Here is a 17277-nt window from a genome sequence, read left to right on the forward strand (position 1 = left end):
AAGTCAAGTATTGTAGTTCTTAATTAGAATTTGAAATGCGAAAATAGCTCAGTTGGTAGAGCGCGACCTTGCCAAGGTCGAGGTCGCGGGTTCGAGCCCCGTTTTTCGCTCAATACCAAATAATGCTCGGATGGTGAAATTGGTAGACACGCTGGACTTAAAATCCAGTGAACAGCAATGTTCGTGCGGGTTCAAGTCCCGCTCTGAGTACTAAAGCCTCTTCTTTTGAAGAGGCTTTTTTTATGGCGTAAACTCACGCGTTTAATAATGAACTCACGAAGTGAATTTATTACTAAGAATCTAGGATTCTAAGAAATCTAAAATCAACAATCTGAAATTTAAAATCTAAAATAATATATGGGTGCCTTTGTAATTAGTAAGCGGTTTAATGATGAATACAAATTCGTGTTTACTTCGAGGAAAGGTAAAGTGATATTTACGAGTCTGAGTTATGAATTGAAGTTTGAATGCGAGGAGGATGTTGAGAAATTTAAGGTGAATATTGACATGGCCAGGTTTTTGAAATTTAAAGGCTCTGGAGGAAAGTATTTTTTTAAATTGATGTTGGGGGAGGTTCACTTTGCGACAAGCCGAAAATACACTACTGAATTGCTTTTGCAAAAGGGGATCAAGGAAATTGTAACGTATGCTTCACGGTCGGAGATTTTGGACTTCTCGTCAAGTGAGTCAATTTTTGAGGATGAGGAAGTGAATGAGGAGGAGGAAGTGATGGATTAATACAAAAGTATCTTTGAGATACTTTTTTTTGGTGTATGGGTATAAAAAAAGCTATCTTTTAAAAGATAGCTTTTTAATTTTTTGTGTAATTTAGAATTACTTTTTAGCAGGAGCAGCAGCCTCTTCAACTTTTGCAGCAGCAGAGTCAACTTTAGCAGCAGCAGAATCAACAGTTGCAGCAGCAGAATCAACTACAGCAGCAGCAGAATCAACAGCAACAGCAGTAGAATCTACAGCTTCAGTAGCTGCAGCGTCAGCTTTTTTACAAGATACAACAGTTAAAACAGCAACAACAGCTAAACTTAAAAATACTTTTTTCATCTTACTTTATTATAAAAGGTTAATTATTAATTCGTGGCAAAGATATAAATTTTTTAATATGTAAAATATTTTTTTATTTTTTTTTTAAAATATTTTCATTGCTCACGATTATCTTATTTATCAAAGAATATGCCAAAGTAATAAAAAATTGTTAAATTGCTGTATATTTTGTCTAAATTATTTTTCGCTGAGGATTTCATAAGAGAATTGGGGGTTTTTGTTCTCTTAGTTGCAGTTTGTTTTGTTTTTTACAGTTTACGGAGTTGCATCAGGAAAAACAAAAAGAGCTTAAATAAGCTCTTTTGTATATAATAAGGTTACCGTACTTCGTGTGATTTGAAAAAAGGGCTTAGGCAACGAGATTCATAATGCTGTTAGTAGCGCCAATGTTGTCCTGAATATACGATTTACAGATCTGACTTTTTTCTTCCAGGTATTCTTTGTTGTGAAGCAAAAGATCCAGCTGCTGTTTTAGTTCAGAAGGATTAGAGATTACCAGACATCCTCCAAGTTTGACCAGCTGGACAGCTTCGGCAAAATTGGAGTAATTAGGGCCAATCACAATCGGGATTCCAAATGTTGCAGGTTCCAGAATGTTGTGGATTCCCGGGTTTCCAAAACCACCTCCTACATAGGCGATTGTTCCGTAACTGTAAATTTTGGTCAGCAATCCTATAGTATCTATAATAAAGACGTTATAGCCGGACAAGTCTTTGTCTTTTTTTTCTGAGAATAAAACAGTCGATTTCGTGATTTGTGCTTTTAGGCTTGCAATCTGATCGGTCTTAATATTGTGCGGTGCAATGATGAATTTTACATCTTCTCCTGCCTGATTAATATATTCAGCTAGTAATGCTTCGTCTTTGGGCCATGAGCTTCCTATAACTATGGTTGGGGTGCTGTTTTTGAATTGTTCGATAAAATCCAGTGTGTTGTCTCTTTCTAAAATAGCATTTACGCGGTCAAAGCGGGTGTCGCCTGAAACCACAACATTGTGAAAACCGATACGTTCTATTTTTTCTTTCGAACTTTTATTCTGAACAAAAAAGTAAGTGAATGCTTTTAGCGCTTTTCTGTAAAAACCACCATACCATTTAAAGAACATCTGACTGTCTCTGAAAATTCCGGAAATCAAATAAGTCGGAGTCTGAGTCGTTTCTAATTGATTTAGATAGTTCAGCCAGAATTCGTATTTTATGAAAAAAGCCAACTCAGGATGGGCTAGTTTTAAAAACTTTTTCGCATTGCTTTTGGTGTCCAGAGGAAGGTATAGCGTAACATCTGCAACAGTATTGTTTTTGCGCACTTCGTAACCGGAAGGAGAGAAAAAGGTAACGATGATTTTGTGAGCAGGATATTTTTCTTTGATTTTTTCAATTACCGGCAGGCCTTGTTCGTACTCGCCAAGTGAGGCAGAATGGAACCAAATCGTTTTATCTGATGGTTTTATTTTTTCTTCCAGAATGGCGAAAACGTTTTTACGACCGTCGATAAAAAGCTTAATTTTCGGACTAAAAAGTGCAACAATTTTCAGAAAAAAGCCAGCAATAGAAATAACTAAATTATAGAGAAAAAGCATCTGTTTGTTTTTGTGGCTAAATTACGGTTCTTTCGATTATTTTCATTGGTTTGAAGGTATTAAATAACTATTTTTGTTCCTCCTTTTAGAGACGCTGTATGAAATGCAAGTCTTTAATTTTAAAATATATTGAAAATGAAAAAAATTCAAATGGTTGACCTAAAAAGTCAATACGAAAAAATAAAAACTACAGTTGACGCCTCTATTCAGGAGGTTTTGGATACCAATACTTATATCAATGGACCTCTTGTACATCAGTTCCAGAAAAATCTGGAAGACTATCTGGGAGCAAAACATGTGATTCCGTGTGCAAATGGAACAGATGCTTTACAGATTGCCATGATGGGATTGGATTTAAAACCGGGCGATGAGGTAATTACTGCCGATTTTACTTTTGCAGCTACAGTTGAAGTTATTGCTTTATTGCAATTAACGCCTGTTTTGGTTGATGTGGATGTGGTAAATATGAACATCGATATCGAAGCAATCAAAAAAGCAATTACGCCAAAAACAAAAGCGATTGTTCCGGTACATTTATTTGGACGTGCAGCAAACATGGATGCTATTATGGAAATTGCTGCCGAACATAATTTATATGTAATTGAAGACAATGCACAGGCAATTGGAGCAGATTATATTTCTAAATCGGGAGTAAAAAGCAAAGTTGGTGTAATTGGTCATGTAGCAGCTACTTCATTTTTTCCCTCTAAAAATTTAGGTTGTTATGGAGATGGAGGAGCAATTTTTACGAATGATGATAAATTAGCACACATCATACGAGGAATCGTAAATCACGGAATGTACGAACGTTACCATCATGATGTTGTGGGAGTAAATTCACGTTTGGATAGTATTCAGGCAGGAGTTTTAAACGCAAAATTACCATTATTGGATGAGTACAATGCAGCACGTCGTTTGGCGGCTACAAAATACAATGCAGCTTTTGCGGGTAATGCACATATTATTACACCTGAATTTGATGCAAACGAAAACGATCATGTTTTCCATCAGTATGTATTGAGAATTATTGATGCAGATCGTAATGCTTTGATGCAGCATTTATTGGATAAAGCCATTCCTTGTGCTATTTATTATCCAATTCCATTGCATTCGCAAAAAGCTTATGTTGATTCTCGTTATAAAGAAGAGCAGTTTCCGGTTACCAACCAATTGGTGAAAGAAGTAATTGCTTTGCCAATGCATACAGAGCTGGATGATGAGCAAATCAAATTTATAACGGATTCTGTTTTGGAATTTTTGAATAAATAATTAAAGATTAAACCAAATAAACAACAACACAAAATAACCACAAAATGAAAGTATTAGTAACAGGAGGATTGGGATTTATCGGTTCTCATACTGTAGTCGAATTGCAAAACGAAGGATTTGAGGTAGTAATCATCGATAATCTTTCCAATTCTACAGAAGATGTTTTAAAAGGAATCACAGCCATTACCGGTAAGACGCCTTTGTTTGAAAAATTAGATTTAAGAGAAAAAGCAGCTGTTCGGGAGTTTTTTAAAAAACATAGCGATGTTACAGGGGTAATTCATTTTGCGGCTTCAAAAGCAGTTGGAGAAAGTGTTGAGAATCCATTGTTGTACTATGAAAACAATATTGCTTCCTTAGTATATTTATTGCAGGAATTACAGCAAAAACCAGAGGCAAGTTTTATTTTTAGTTCGTCTTGCACAGTTTATGGTCAGGCTGAAAAAATGCCAATTACAGAGGATGCTCCGGTACAGGCGGCAATTTCGCCTTACGGAAATACCAAGCAAATAGGAGAAGAGATTATTACTGATACGGCCAAAGTAACCAACATCAGTGCTATTTTGTTGCGTTATTTTAATCCGGTTGGCGCTCATGCTACAACTGAAATTGGGGAGTTGCCAATTGGTGTTCCTCAAAACTTAGTGCCTTTTATTACACAAACAGGAGTGGGATTACGTCAGGAATTATCGGTTTTCGGAGATGATTATCCAACTCCGGACGGAACAGCAGTTCGTGATTATATTCATGTGGTAGATTTAGCGAAAGCGCACGTAATTGCATTACAGCGTTTGTTTAATAAAAAGAACTTACAGAAAGTAGAAACTTTCAATTTAGGAACCGGGAAAGGAAGTTCGGTTTTGGAAGTAATTCATAGTTTTGAAAAAGTAAGCGATAAAAAATTACCGTATAAAATTATGCCGCGTCGTGAAGGAGATATTACCGAAGCCTACGCAAATACTGATAAAGCAAACAGTGTTTTGGGCTGGAAAGCACAACTAAGCTTAGACGAAGCTATGGCAAGTGCCTGGAAATGGGAACAGAAAGTTCGTTCTTAGCTTTTTTCAGACGAAAACAAAATATAAGAAAAATCCCAAATAATATAAAAAATTATTTGGGATTTTTATTTTTGGTTTATTTTATTTTGTAAATTTGTAAGAATAAATTGTAGGAATTATGAAAAAGAAAAATGAAAAACCCAGAGTTAGTAAGGTGGAAGAGCCTGCTGTAGAATATGAAGTTCAAAAATCTAACTTTAAAGGAATCGACGGGGAAACTTTTGATTTTGATGCCGAGTTTGCAAAAGGATTAACACCGGAAGAATTTAAAGCCGAAATGTTTAAGAGAATAGAGGCTTATCCGTGGAAAAAATAATTTTTGAAAAAGAAGTTCTTAACTCCTTTGAAGATTTAGTTTTTGCACTTTTTAAAGAGGACTATTTTGGTTATCTGGAGTCCTCTCAGAATTATGTAGGCAAAATAGTTGATTTTATTATTTCAGGTATTTCAAGTTTCCCTCATAAGAAAACACCAAAAGCACTTAAATATTTAGGTTCAAACTATGTTTTTTACAAACCGAATGCCAGGACAACCTGGTATATTTTCTTTGATAAAAAAGATCAAAATTATTTGATTACAGGAATTACAAATAATTATTGTGTAGAAGCAAAAGAGTTATAAAGACAAATCCTCATAAACCATTGGTTCATGAGGATTTTATTTATATCGTCAGCAACTGAAAACTGCGACTGAATGCTAATTATGCATTTGCAGTAACCGCTTCTTTGTCAATTTTATTGATCAAACCTGCTAATACTTTTCCTGGGCCAACTTCGGTAAACAAAGTAGCACCATCAGCGATCATTTGCTGAACAGATTGTGTCCATTTTACCGGAGCAGTCAATTGTATGATTAAGTTCTTTTTGATTTCGTTTGCATCAGAAACAGCATTTGCGGTTACGTTTTGGTAAACCGGACAAACTGGAGTTGAGAATGTAGTTGCTTCAATAGCAGCAGCCAATTCTTCTCTTGCTGGTTCCATCATTGGAGAGTGAAATGCTCCTCCAACAGGCAAAATTAAAGCGCGTTTTGCTCCGGCAGCTTTCATGGCTTCGCAAGCTTTTTCAACTGCTGAAGTTTCTCCTGAAATTACCAGCTGTCCCGGACAGTTGTAATTTGCAGCAACAACGATTCCGTCAATAGAAGCGCAAACTTCTTCAACGATGTTATCAGCCAAACCTAAAACCGCTGCCATTGTAGATGGAGTGATTTCACAGGCTTTTTGCATGGCTAAAGCACGTTGAGAAACTAATTTAAGTCCATCTTCAAACGATAAAGTTCCGTTTGCAACCAAGGCTGAAAACTCTCCTAAAGAATGTCCTGCAACCATTTCAGGTTTAAAATCTTCGCCTAAAGTTTTTGCTAAAATAACCGAATGTAAAAATACAGCCGGTTGTGTAACTTTAGTTTCTTTTAGTTCTTCGGCAGTACCTTCAAACATAATATCTGTAATTCTAAAACCTAAGATTTCATTAGCTTTTTCGAACAATTCTTTGGCTAAAGCCGATGTTTCATATAGGTCCTTGCCCATTCCTGTAAATTGTGCGCCCTGACCCGGAAATACGTATGCTTTCATTTGTCTAATTTAAAGATTGAATTTTTTTGAATTGAAAATTAGTTTCAATTGAAAGGCAAAAATAACATTTTTTTATTTCGTATAATCCTTAAACATGTAAATCCACGCTAATCTTGAAAATCGGAGATTAAAAGAAGTGAGCAGGGTAATGACAATAGCAATAATTGGAATGATTCTTAAATCGAAATTCTTTTCGAAGAAGAATTGTGCAATACAATACGTTGCAATTCCCTGAGCTACTGTTAATCCGTAGTTTACATACATAGCGCCAAAGAAATAACCTGGTTCTTTTTGAAATTTGTAATGACAGTGACTGCAATATTCGTTCATTTTTGGAAAACCAAAAGTTAAAAAAATATTTTTATCCGTAAAAACTTTTCCTTTATGACAAATAGGACATTCGTTGCTTAAAATATGGGTTAATGCACTTGACATGATCTTGTTGTTTTTTATTTATACAAAGGTAATCCAGAGATGTATTAAAGTCTTTTTTATATCTTCGCTACTTATAGCACAATAAAGACATTTATTATGACATCGTCTACCTTAAACGAATTTGTAAACGAAAAACAGGATTGGGCGATCGCATATATGACCAATAAAAAATAAATTCTATAGATATGAAAAAGTACCCGGTTTATAGTGTTCAGAATTTTAGCTGTAACGATATTCATCGTGATTTTTATGTCAATACGTTCAAAGAGCATTTAAAAAGTCACAGTTTTGTTGAAGAACCGCATCGGCATGATTCGTATCTTATGGTGTTTTTTACGAAAGGCTCAGGGCAGCATGAAGTTGATTTTGATCAGTTCGAAATCAAAAAAGGAAGCTTGTTTGTGTTGCAGCCCGGACAAATGCATCATTGGAGCTTATCTGAAGATATTGAGGGGTTTGTGATTATTTTTTCGCAGGAATTATATAATTTATATTTCGGACAGAAAAACATCAACGAGTATAATTTTTACCATTCGATTCACAATCGTCCGGAAATGGTTTTTGAAGAAAAGGGAATCCTTAAAATCAGGCCCTATTTTGATTTATTAATTCAGGAGAGTATTCAGGATAACAGATACCAGCTCGATAAAATGCTGAATTTATTAGATTGTATTCATATCGAGATCGCGCGCAAATACATTGAAACGTATTCGCATCAAACGCATTCGTATAATATTAAAATTGATAAGTTCGAAATGCTTTTGGAGCAATACTTCAAACAGGAAAAATTACCCTCTTTTTATGCAGAAAAACTAAGTATCACTTTAAAACATCTAAACCGGATCTGTAATGAAATTCTACAAAAAACTGCAACGGAAGTTATTACAGACAGGGTGGTTTTAGAGATAAAGAGAATGCTGATTGATAAACAGTTAGCGGTTAACGAAGTGGCGTTTAAAGTAGGTTACGAAGATTATTCGTATTTCTCCCGATTCTTTAAAAAACAAACCGGAATGTCGCCTACAGAATTCCGAAATACTGTGCGATAATTTTTTATAGCCACGAATTCATGAATTGTTTTTCTAAGCTTTGTAAAATGAAAATTCATGAATTCGTGGCAAACAAAAAATCCTGTACTTGAAGAGTACAGGATCTTATAACCAACCAAATTAAATCTATTTTTGAAGAATTAGGCTTGCTTTGCAAATTGTAATTCAATGTTCAAACGAACTTCTTCCCCTACTAAAACACCTCCAGTTTCAAGAGCGGAGTTCCAGTTTAGTCCCCAGTCTTTACGATTGATTTTTCCTTCGATGCTTAATCCTGCTTTTGTATTTCCCCAGGGATCAGTCATAATTCCGCTAAATTCTACCGGAAACGTTACTGATTTTGAAACACCTTTGATGTTTAAGTCTCCCGTTAATTCATAGGCTCCAGCATTGATTTTTTTGAAAGAAGAACCTTTGAATGTTAGTTTTGGGTGATTTTCAGCATCAAAGAAATCGCTGCTTCTTAGGTGATTGTCTCGGTCTGTGTTTGCAGTATCGATAGAAGTGATGTCTCCTGTAAATTCGATTGCGGCATTTTCGAAGTTGTCTCCGTCTGTGTTAATTGTTGCGTCGTAAGTTCCAAATTTACCTGAAACATTTGTAAACATCATGTGTTTAACTTTAAAACCAATTTCTGAATGTGTTGGGTCAATTGACCATTTTGTAGTTGCCATAATTTTATTTTTTAAATAATTAATTTCATTTTGATAGGACAAAGTTACGGCGGTAGTGAGGGTAAGGGACTTAACCTAGATTAAGAAACAAAAAATGCGATGACTTTTTTGAGTATCGCATCTTTTATTGTTGCTTTGAGAGCTCCCGATTAGAGGGAAGAGTCTTGGTTTTTTTGCCACGGATTAAAGGATTTTCATTGATTAGTATGTTTCAATTCAGAAAAAATCTTTTTAATCTATATAATCTGTGGCAAGAAAATTAGCTTTTGTTATTCATGTAAAAAGTCAAAGCGCCCGAAGGACATTTTTGAACCGTTTGTATTATTTTTTCGGTGGTAGATTGTTCAGGAAGGATCCATGGTTTTTCTTTTGGATGAAAAACATCGGGATTGTTTTTTACGCAATTGGCAGAATGAATGCATTTTCCGGATTCCCAGACAATGGTAACTTCTCCATTAGTATATTCTTTGATTAGGTTGTTTGGATTCATGGTTGAAAATTTTAGCGGTTAATTTTAGTTTTAAATTCAGACCAATTTTCTACTATAAAGTTAGTATTTCTTTTTGGCTTTACTGGGAATTTAGATAAAAAAAAGAAACGATAACATGCTGTTGTTCAGGTTTGTTATCGTTTCTTTTGAAAAAGTGCAAGCTGTGTTTGATGAATTAATAATTCATAGGAACTTCCATCAACAGAAATTCGGCAGCTGTATTTGCTTTGATGTTTAAAGCTTCAAAATCAGAGATTCCCATAGCGTCACGAGTGTTTAATTCCTGACCGTTAATCGTTACATCTCCTTTTAAAATGAATATATAAACTCCGTTTCCTTCTTTTTTTAGTTTGTAGGTTGTCGCGATTCCGGCATCAAAATTCCCCATATGAAACCAGGCATCCTGATGGATCCACACTCCTTCATCATCAGCATTTGGAGATAAAACCTGAGACAGTTTGTTGTGTCTGTCGGCAACATCCAAAGTAATTTGTTGGTAACGCGGCGTTACATTTCTTTTGTTAGGAAATAGCCAGATTTGCAACAACTTAGTTTGCTGATCGGCATTTGGATTGAACTCACTATGCTGAATTCCGGTTCCGGCGCTCATGACCTGAATATCACCATTTTTAATGATTTCGGTATTTCCCATGCTGTCTTTGTGTGCTAAATCGCCTTCTAACGGAATTGTGATGATTTCCATATTATCGTGGGGATGTGTTCCAAAGCCCATTCCACCCGCAATAGTGTCATCGTTCAGAACGCGAAGTGCTCCAAACTGAATTCTTTCCGGATTGTACCAGCTCGCAAAGCTAAAACTGTGGTAGGCATTAAGCCATCCGTGATTTGCATTTCCTCTTGTTTCTGCCTTGTGTATTATTATGTTTTCCATGATGCTAATTGTTTTGTTATTTTTATAGTACAAATTTACGATCAACATGCATGAAAAGCACTTAATGTAGATTAAGAAAAGGGTCTGAGGTTCTGAGGCTCTGAGCTGCTAAGCTTCTTAGGTTCAAAGGTACAGAGGTTTTGCGGCGACTGAGATTGGCTGGATCTTCGTGTTTATGATCTAAACATTCTAAGAATCGAATAGTCCAAATAATCTAAGAAGTCTAAGAAGTCTAGCTGTATTGTGAAATAAACTGCTGCACAACGGCATCTGTATTCTCATGACGTTTTTTCTTTTCAAGTGCAATTGGAGGAGCGGCTCTTTCAAGGCAGTCTTTTACATCGCAGGTTTCGCAGGTTACGCCAACAATTCGCTTCACTAGTGGCTTTCCTTCAATGAATTTGAATTTCTTTTTCATGGTTGGATTAATTAAAATACCAACCGAAATACTGCGTATGTTGTCTTTGATGAAAGGATCTTTTGTGGCTGATGAAAAAACCAGATATTCATTTCCACTATGGATATAACTTGAGATCTGAGCATCAAAAAAGTGTGGTTTGTTTTGTTTGATAGCCTCGTCTATGGTTTTTACTGAAACCCATCTTCTGCAATAATGCTCGTTGGTTTCGTTGGCATGCGGTTCCTGCTGGTTGGTAATGTGCAACTCCTTTTTGATCTGATAAAAATCAGAGCCAATTTTGTGGGACATTCTTAAAAAGAATAAGTTCTTCAGGTGGAAATCCTTAGGAAGCAAATTGGTTAATCTTTGGTAAAAGGATTCCGGCGAAACTTCAAAACTTTCGATCAGCGTTACAAATTCTTCCGGATTTGGTTTTTCGTTATTTAAAAAGTCATTGATTTTACCTACGATCAATTGTCTCGGCAATAATAAAGCGCCTGCAAAGTAAGAGGCATAGAAATTATGCAATACCTGATCGAAATTCTCAAATTTAATCCAGCTGAACGTCAGTAAACGATCGGATAAATTCAGATAGTTATAGGCAATTTCTTTGGCCAGAATGAAGGCTTTCTGCGGATCGTCAATTTCGGTTGAAAGTAGCAGCGTTTTGCTTTTTGGTACGTAGATGGAGCGTAGATCTTCTAAGGCTTCCTGATCGGTAAAGGCAATTTCTTTTATCGTATAATCAAATTCCTCTTTAAGAATGGCTTCGAGCTCTTTAATCGATATTTTAGAATCTAAATTAATCTGGAAGGACTTAGAAAAAGCAATGACCTTCTCTTCTAAATCTTCAAAATAATTACTGTGTGCTTCCTGATAGGAGCGTAAAGCCGCTAAGAAAAAACTTTCCCGGCTCAGATTGTAATGCTGTGCAATTTCGATAATGGTACTGATAAAGGCATTGACCTTGGCAGGGGCATTGGCAATAATATCAATTAAATCTGCCTCCTGAATCCCAAAAAGTTCGAGGGGAATCTCTTTTAAAATACCCGATTTTAAGATTTCTCCAATCGGGGCGAGGTTGTTATCGAGCTTTAACGAAACCATTTGGTCGTAAGTAACGTCCAGATGTTCGCATAAAAGTAAAATTTTATCTGTTTTAGGATATTTTTTTCCTTTCTCAATTTCGTTTAAATACGATTTTGAAAGGTTGGTCAATTTGGCCAGGCCAAAAAGAGAAAGGTTTTTCTGGGTGCGGACCTGCTTGAGTTTTAGCCCAAAAATCAGCTTTATATAGTCTTTTTCGATATCCATAATATCAAATGTAAGTAATCTAAAAATAATCGCCAAAAAAATATTTTTTAAATTTAGCGAACGTTCGCTTGTTTTGTAAAAAACTTTTTTCTAATATTGTGGTGTAGAAAATATTAACCGTCAGATTGTTATGATTGGTGTTGTCTTGTAAGGGCAGAAAAAGACCAACGATTGATAACTGATTAAAAGCAGTAGCTATGAAAAACCAATTAGAGATTACCGAGACGGCAATGGAGTTTTTGGCCGAAAAGAAGCTTTCCTATCCAAAGATCTGGACAGAAGAAGCGATTGTTTTTATAACCGATTTACATCGAAAATTCGAGTCGCAACGAAAATTATTGTTGTTGCAGCGCGAACAAAAACAAACCGCTTTTGATCAGGGAGTCATGCCGTCTTTTCCTTCAGAAACTAAAACCGTCAGAGAAAGTAATTGGGTGGCTGGAGAAATTCCAAAAGATTTACTGGATCGTAGAGTAGAGATAACAGGGCCTGTTGATCGTAAAATGATTATCAACGCCTTGAATTCGGGAGCCAAAACTTTTATGGCAGATTTTGAAGACAGTACTTCTCCGACCTGGAAAAATTTAATGGATGGACAGGTGAATTTGATTGATGCGGTTAATAAAACGATTTCCTATACCGATTTGGTTAAACACAAATCATATCACTTAAATGAAAAGATTGCGACATTGATCGTACGCCCACGTGGATTGCATTTGCCGGAAAAACATCTTTCGATTGATGGAAATTCGGTTTCAGGTTCTTTGGTAGATTTTGGGTTGTATGTTTTTCATAATCACAAAAGGCTTTTAGAAAATAACTCAGGACCATATTTCTATATTCCAAAATTAGAGCATTACCTGGAAGCGCGCTGGTGGAATACGGTAATTGATTTTACCGAAGATTATCTGAAGTTAGAAAGAGGAACGATAAAAGTGACGGTTTTAATTGAAACTATTACAGCAAGTTTTCAACTGGATGAGATTATTTATGAATTGAAAGAACATATCGTAGGCTTGAATTGTGGTCGTTGGGATTATATTTTCTCTTACATTAAAAAATTCCGCAAGCATCCTAAGTTTATTGTTCCGGATCGCGATCAGGTAAATATGACTTCGCCTTTTATGAATGCCTATTCGAATCTGGTGATTCAAAGATGTCACAAACGCGGTATTCATGCAATTGGAGGAATGGCTGCTCAAATTCCGATTAAGAATAATGAGGAAGCGAATGCAGTCGCTTTTGCAAAGGTAAAAACCGACAAGGAACGTGAAGTAAAAAATGGTCATGACGGAACCTGGGTAGCGCATCCGGATTTGGTTTCACTGGCTAAAAATGTTTTTGATGCCGGAATGCCAACACCAAATCAAATTCATGTTAAAAGAGAATATCGCAAAATAACAGAGGCAGATTTGATCGAACCGCCGATAGGGATTATAACAGAAAACGGTGTTCGCAAAAATATTAATGTTGGAGTGCTGTATTTGGCTTCATGGCTGAACGGACAAGGTGCTGCGGCTTTGCACAACCTGATGGAAGATGCTGCGACGGCCGAAATTTCGAGATCGCAATTGTGGCAATGGCTTCAGAATAAAGTGGTTTTGGATAATGGACGAAAATTAGATTTGGCCTATTATCATGAATTGGCTTTAGAGGAATTTCAAAAGATTAAAAATGAATTAGGAGAAGAAATTCATGAAAAACAACAATTTCCATTAGCAGAAAAAGTACTGGAAAGATTAGTAGTAAATACTGATTTCGTTGACTTTTTGACGATTCCCTGCTACAAATATTTATAAAAACGCTGCGCTGATAATTAAAAATCTGCGTAAAAAAAAACTTACACGAGTCTCAGCTGAAACTAAAAACTGCGACTGAAAACTATTTACTTACTAACCAACTTAACTATATTACTTATGAAAACAACAGAAGACAGAATTCAGGAATTGATTAACGATTGGATCACGAACCCAAGGTGGAAAGGTGTTGAACGTCCGTATACCGCTACAGAGGTGGTTACGCTTCAGGGCTCTTATCATATTGAGCATTCTATTGCTAAAATGGGGGCGGAGAAATTATGGAGAAAGTTAAAAAGTCAGGATTATGTTGCTGGTTTGGGTGCTTTAACAGGAAATCAGGCGATTCAGGAAGTCGATGCTGGTTTAGAAGCGATTTATTTGAGCGGCTGGCAGGTAGCAGCCGATGCAAATTTGGCAGGAGAAATGTATCCTGACCAATCACTTTACCCAGTGAATAGTGTACCGATGGTGGTTAAAAAAATTAACAGTGCCTTGTTGAGAGCTGATCAGATTCAGGTAGTAAACCAGGTTGAAGATAAAAAAGATTATTTGGTTCCGATTGTGGCCGATGCGGAAGCAGGTTTTGGTGGGAATCTAAATGCATTCGAATTGATGAAATCGATGATTGAGGCAGGAGCTTCAGGGGTTCATTTTGAGGATCAGTTGAGCTCTGCTAAAAAATGCGGGCACTTAGGCGGAAAAGTTTTGGTACCTACTCAGGAGGCGATTAACAAATTGATCGCAGCCCGTTTAGCGGCAGATGTTATGGGGGTTTCAACACTGATTGTGGCAAGAACAGATGCTGATGCAGCTAATTTGCTAACGAGTGATGCCGATCCTAGAGATGCAAAATTTATTACCGGAGAAAAGACCAATGAAGGCTTTTTCTATGTAAACAGCGGAATCGATCAGGGAATTGCAAGAGGATTAAGTTATGCGCCTTATGCCGATTTGATTTGGATGGAGACCAGTAATCCTGATTTGGTTTATGCTAAGAAGTTTGCCGATGCAATGAAAAAAGAGTTTCCGGGTAAAATGCTGGCTTACAATTGTTCTCCATCTTTCAACTGGGCTGCAAAATTATCAGTAGCAGAAATGGAAACTTTCAGAGAAGATCTGGCAGCTATGGGATATAAATTTCAGTTCATTACTCTGGCAGGATTCCATGCTTTGAATACTAGTATGTTCGAATTGTCAAAAGCGTATAAAGAACGCGGTATGGCAGGATATTCTGAATTGCAGGAAAGAGAATTTGCTTTGCAGCAAAACGGATTCAGAGCTGTAAAACATCAGGCTTTTGTAGGTACTTCTTATTTTGATGCAGTTCAGAATACAGTAACCATCGGGAGGTCTTCGACTACTGCAATGAAACACTCTACGGAGGTTGAGCAATTTTAATTCAAAAGAAAAACCAGTTCATCGAACTGGTTTTCTTTTTTTATCTCCTAATCTGTGGCTATTTTTTTAAAAGCCTGGCTTTCATTTTGCTGAAAAATTCAGGTGTGACACCAATAAAAGAAGCGATTTGTTTTTGAGGAACTTTATACACCAGTGTGCCATATTTAGCGCAAAATTTCTCAAAACGTTCTTCTGCTGTCAGACTTAAATTATCCATTAAGCGCTGTTGATTGGCAACCAGAGAGTTTTCGATTAGAATTCTGAAAAAACGCTCCAGCTTTGGAATATCAAGATACAATTGTTCCTGATTTTCTTTGGACAGCGAAAGGACTTCTGAATCTTCTAAAACTTCTATAAAGAGTTGTCCGGGTTTCTGTGAAAAATAGCTGTACATATCGCTCATCCACCAACCTTCGCACGAAAAAGCCAGAACATGTTCGACAATGTTATCGTTGATGTTAAAGCTTCTTAGGATTCCCGAGTTTACAAAATAGGAGTGTTTACAAATTTCGCCGGCACTCAATAAAATTGTTTTGGCTTTGTAAGAATGAGTCTCCGTTTTCGATAAAAAATGAGCTTGTTCTTCGGGAGTCAGTGAAACGTGTTTGGCTATGTTTTCAAGAATTGACGCCATTATTTTTCTTTTATCAGGGTAAATGAGCTTACTTTAAAACGGTTGTCTTCTACTTTTCCAATTACTGAGGCTTTACGAACCGCATTACAGAAACCATCTTCGGCATGGGCATCGCCATGTTCGTCAATTGTTGTTCCGTCTACAAAATAAGTTTTTCCGTCAATGCGAACCGCTAAATCACAGCTTTTGCCTTTCATTCCAAATTGGCATTCGCCACAGGCTGTTTCTACAGTTAGGGGTTTTTCGTTTGCTTTTTTATCCTGAGCCTGAGCAGTAATTCCTATAAGCAGGAAGAGTGTAAATAATGCGTTTTTCATTTTTAAGGGTTTACGGTTATTAGTTTTGAAGTTGTTTTGGCGCGTTCTGTAATTTCGTCGATTGGTGTTGCAAGGGTATCAGAACTTAAAACAACGCCCATTCGACGGTAAGGTCTTGAAGTGGGTTTTCCAAAAATCCTGAAATCGGTTTTGGGTAAAGCGGCTACTTGTTCGATTCCGGTAAAAGTTGGATTTACAGAATCCTGTGAAGCTAGAATAACAGCACTTGCACCGGCTTTTTCAAGAGTGATTTCGAAAATTGGCAGGCTTAGAATAGCTCTCAGGTGCAATTCGAATTCGTTGAAATTTTGTGTTCCGGCTAAAGTGACCATTCCGGTATCGTGCGGGCGAGGAGAAAGTTCTGAGAAATAAACTCCATCGCTGGTTAGGAAAAATTCGACACCAAAAAGCCCTGCACCTCCCAGTGCTTCGGTAATTTTTTCGGCCATGTCCTGCGCTTCATACAAATCGGCTTCAGAAACTTTTGCCGGCTGCCAGCTTTCCTGGTAATCGCCACGCTCCTGACGGTGTCCGATTGGTGCGCAAAACAGGGTTGGATTGTTATTTTGAGTAATCGTTAAAAGAGTAATTTCTGAGTGGAAATCAACAAATGCTTCTACAATAACTTCAATTACATCGCCACGCGAGCCAGCAACGGCATATTGCCAGGCTTTCTCGATATCATCAGCTGTTTTTATAGTTGATTGTCCTTTTCCCGAAGATGACATTAATGGTTTGACTACACACGGAATTCCAACTTCCTGAACGGCTTTTTGTAGTTCTTCTGCTGATGTAGCATATTGGTATTTAGCTGTTTTTAGGCCTAGTTCTTTTGAAGCCAGATCGCGAATCGCTTTACGATTCATGGTAAAGTTGGCTGCTTTTGCAGATGGAACAACGGTAATGCCTTGTTTTTCGTACTCGTAAAAACGTTCTGTTCGGATGGCTTCTATTTCGGGAACGATAAAGTCCGGTTGGTGTTTGGCTACTATCCGATCCAGTGCTTCGCCGTCGAGCATGTTTATGACCTCAAAACCGTGTGCTACTTGCATGGCTGGAGCGTTTTCGTAATTATCTACAGCAATTACGGTTTGTCCGATTCGTTGTGCGGCAATGACAAATTCTTTGCCTAACTCACCCGAACCTAAGAGTAGTATTTTCATTTTAGAGTAATTGTGTTGTTGGAGAAGTAAAAGTAGCGAAAAAGAGTTTAATCGCAAAGTCTTGTATGTCCATGCAATTTATATTAACCGCGAAGTTTGCAAAGCTTTTGATGTTCAGTTAAAAGAAAAGGTTCGCAAAGATTTTTTTTAAATCTTTGCGAACCTTGCGTA

At 36.8% G+C, this 17277-nt stretch carries 19 protein-coding genes and 2 tRNA genes; 10 read left to right on the plus strand and 11 right to left on the minus strand.

The features are described 5' to 3' along the window. Window positions 1–37: 37 nt before the first annotated feature. From OLM61_RS11240 to OLM61_RS11250, 3 genes are all read left to right on the plus strand, one after another. A tRNA-Gly gene (locus tag OLM61_RS11240) sits at window positions 38–110 on the plus strand. A gap of 14 nt (window positions 111–124) precedes the next feature. Beyond that, window positions 125–210, plus strand: a tRNA-Leu gene (locus tag OLM61_RS11245). Window positions 211–357: 147 nt separating this feature from the next. Beyond that, window positions 358–738, plus strand: a complete 381-nt coding sequence (locus OLM61_RS11250) for a DUF1508 domain-containing protein (RefSeq protein ID WP_264522788.1) — start codon at window positions 358–360, stop codon at window positions 736–738. Between the two features lie 96 nt (window positions 739–834). On the opposite strand, the gene OLM61_RS11255 is transcribed toward OLM61_RS11250, so the two are convergent. Together OLM61_RS11255 and OLM61_RS11260 are read right to left on the minus strand one after the other, a co-directional pair. Further along, the gene (locus OLM61_RS11255) at window positions 835–1059 is read right to left on the minus strand and encodes a hypothetical protein (protein ID WP_017497763.1); all 225 of its coding nucleotides are present in this window, start codon (window positions 1057–1059) and stop codon (window positions 835–837) included. 349 nt (window positions 1060–1408) lie between these two features. Next, on the minus strand, window positions 1409–2638 hold the full coding sequence (locus OLM61_RS11260) for a 3-deoxy-D-manno-octulosonic acid transferase (protein ID WP_264522789.1): 1230 nt from the start codon (window positions 2636–2638) through the stop codon (window positions 1409–1411). 135 nt (window positions 2639–2773) lie between these two features. Between OLM61_RS11260 and OLM61_RS11265 the strand changes: the two genes are divergently transcribed. The 4 genes from OLM61_RS11265 to OLM61_RS11280 all read left to right on the plus strand — a co-directional run bounded on the left by OLM61_RS11265 (window position 2774) and on the right by OLM61_RS11280 (window position 5586). Then, window positions 2774–3907 (plus strand): DegT/DnrJ/EryC1/StrS family aminotransferase, encoded by a 1134-nt coding sequence (locus OLM61_RS11265; protein WP_263362739.1) that lies wholly within the window; start codon window positions 2774–2776, stop codon window positions 3905–3907. Between the two features lie 44 nt (window positions 3908–3951). Further along, window positions 3952–4965 (plus strand): UDP-glucose 4-epimerase GalE, encoded by a 1014-nt coding sequence (gene galE / locus OLM61_RS11270; protein WP_264522790.1) that lies wholly within the window; start codon window positions 3952–3954, stop codon window positions 4963–4965. Between the two features lie 118 nt (window positions 4966–5083). After that, on the plus strand, window positions 5084–5281 hold the full coding sequence (locus OLM61_RS11275) for a hypothetical protein (protein WP_264522791.1): 198 nt from the start codon (window positions 5084–5086) through the stop codon (window positions 5279–5281). Continuing rightward, complete coding sequence (locus OLM61_RS11280; RefSeq protein WP_264522792.1) at window positions 5269–5586, plus strand: hypothetical protein; 318 nt, start codon at window positions 5269–5271, stop codon at window positions 5584–5586. Before OLM61_RS11275 ends, OLM61_RS11280 begins: the two co-directional genes overlap by 13 nt. A gap of 79 nt (window positions 5587–5665) precedes the next feature. On the opposite strand, the gene fabD is transcribed toward OLM61_RS11280, so the two are convergent. Together fabD and OLM61_RS11290 are read right to left on the minus strand one after the other, a co-directional pair. Beyond that, window positions 5666–6541: an ACP S-malonyltransferase gene (gene fabD, locus OLM61_RS11285; protein WP_264522793.1), complete on the minus strand. Its 876-nt coding sequence runs from the start codon at window positions 6539–6541 to the stop codon at window positions 5666–5668. A gap of 72 nt (window positions 6542–6613) precedes the next feature. Beyond that, window positions 6614–6976, minus strand: coding sequence for a DUF983 domain-containing protein (locus OLM61_RS11290; RefSeq protein ID WP_264522794.1), 363 nt, complete (start codon window positions 6974–6976; stop codon window positions 6614–6616). 185 nt (window positions 6977–7161) lie between these two features. On the opposite strand from OLM61_RS11290, the gene OLM61_RS11295 reads away from it, so the two are divergent. Continuing rightward, entirely contained in the window at window positions 7162–8025 is an 864-nt protein-coding gene (locus OLM61_RS11295; RefSeq protein WP_264522795.1) for a helix-turn-helix transcriptional regulator, read from the plus strand. 140 nt (window positions 8026–8165) lie between these two features. Here the strand turns inward: OLM61_RS11295 and OLM61_RS11300 are convergent, their stop codons facing one another. From OLM61_RS11300 to OLM61_RS11315, 4 genes are all read right to left on the minus strand, one after another. Further along, on the minus strand, window positions 8166–8699 hold the full coding sequence (locus OLM61_RS11300; RefSeq protein WP_264522796.1) for a YceI family protein: 534 nt from the start codon (window positions 8697–8699) through the stop codon (window positions 8166–8168). A 259-nt stretch (window positions 8700–8958) separates the two neighbouring features. Beyond that, on the minus strand, window positions 8959–9189 hold the full coding sequence (locus tag OLM61_RS11305) for a (4Fe-4S)-binding protein (protein ID WP_173965493.1): 231 nt from the start codon (window positions 9187–9189) through the stop codon (window positions 8959–8961). A 175-nt stretch (window positions 9190–9364) separates the two neighbouring features. Next, the gene (locus tag OLM61_RS11310) at window positions 9365–10081 is read right to left on the minus strand and encodes a pirin family protein (RefSeq protein ID WP_264522797.1); all 717 of its coding nucleotides are present in this window, start codon (window positions 10079–10081) and stop codon (window positions 9365–9367) included. A 232-nt stretch (window positions 10082–10313) separates the two neighbouring features. Next, complete coding sequence (locus OLM61_RS11315; RefSeq protein ID WP_264526377.1) at window positions 10314–11795, minus strand: helix-turn-helix domain-containing protein; 1482 nt, start codon at window positions 11793–11795, stop codon at window positions 10314–10316. Window positions 11796–11992: 197 nt separating this feature from the next. Here OLM61_RS11315 and aceB point away from each other — a divergent pair, with 197 nt between their 5' ends. Next, the gene (gene aceB, locus OLM61_RS11320; protein ID WP_264522798.1) at window positions 11993–13594 is read left to right on the plus strand and encodes a malate synthase A; all 1602 of its coding nucleotides are present in this window, start codon (window positions 11993–11995) and stop codon (window positions 13592–13594) included. Window positions 13595–13711: 117 nt separating this feature from the next. Continuing rightward, on the plus strand, window positions 13712–14992 hold the full coding sequence (gene aceA, locus OLM61_RS11325; RefSeq protein ID WP_017497777.1) for an isocitrate lyase: 1281 nt from the start codon (window positions 13712–13714) through the stop codon (window positions 14990–14992). A gap of 58 nt (window positions 14993–15050) precedes the next feature. Here the strand turns inward: aceA and OLM61_RS11330 are convergent, their stop codons facing one another. The 3 genes from OLM61_RS11330 to purT are packed head-to-tail and all read right to left on the minus strand — an operon-like array spanning window position 15051 to window position 17106. Then, a complete protein-coding gene (locus OLM61_RS11330; protein ID WP_264522799.1) occupies window positions 15051–15626 on the minus strand; it encodes a Crp/Fnr family transcriptional regulator in 576 nt (191 codons plus the stop codon). Further along, entirely contained in the window at window positions 15626–15943 is a 318-nt protein-coding gene (locus tag OLM61_RS11335) for a DUF6370 family protein (RefSeq protein WP_264522800.1), read from the minus strand. Before OLM61_RS11335 ends, OLM61_RS11330 begins: the two co-directional genes overlap by 1 nt. A 2-nt stretch (window positions 15944–15945) precedes the next feature. Next, window positions 15946–17106 (minus strand): formate-dependent phosphoribosylglycinamide formyltransferase, encoded by a 1161-nt coding sequence (gene purT, locus OLM61_RS11340; RefSeq protein ID WP_264522801.1) that lies wholly within the window; start codon window positions 17104–17106, stop codon window positions 15946–15948. Between the last annotated feature and the right edge of the window lie 171 nt (window positions 17107–17277).

This window comes from Flavobacterium sp. N502536 (assembly GCF_025947345.1).
Taxonomy (GTDB): domain Bacteria; phylum Bacteroidota; class Bacteroidia; order Flavobacteriales; family Flavobacteriaceae; genus Flavobacterium.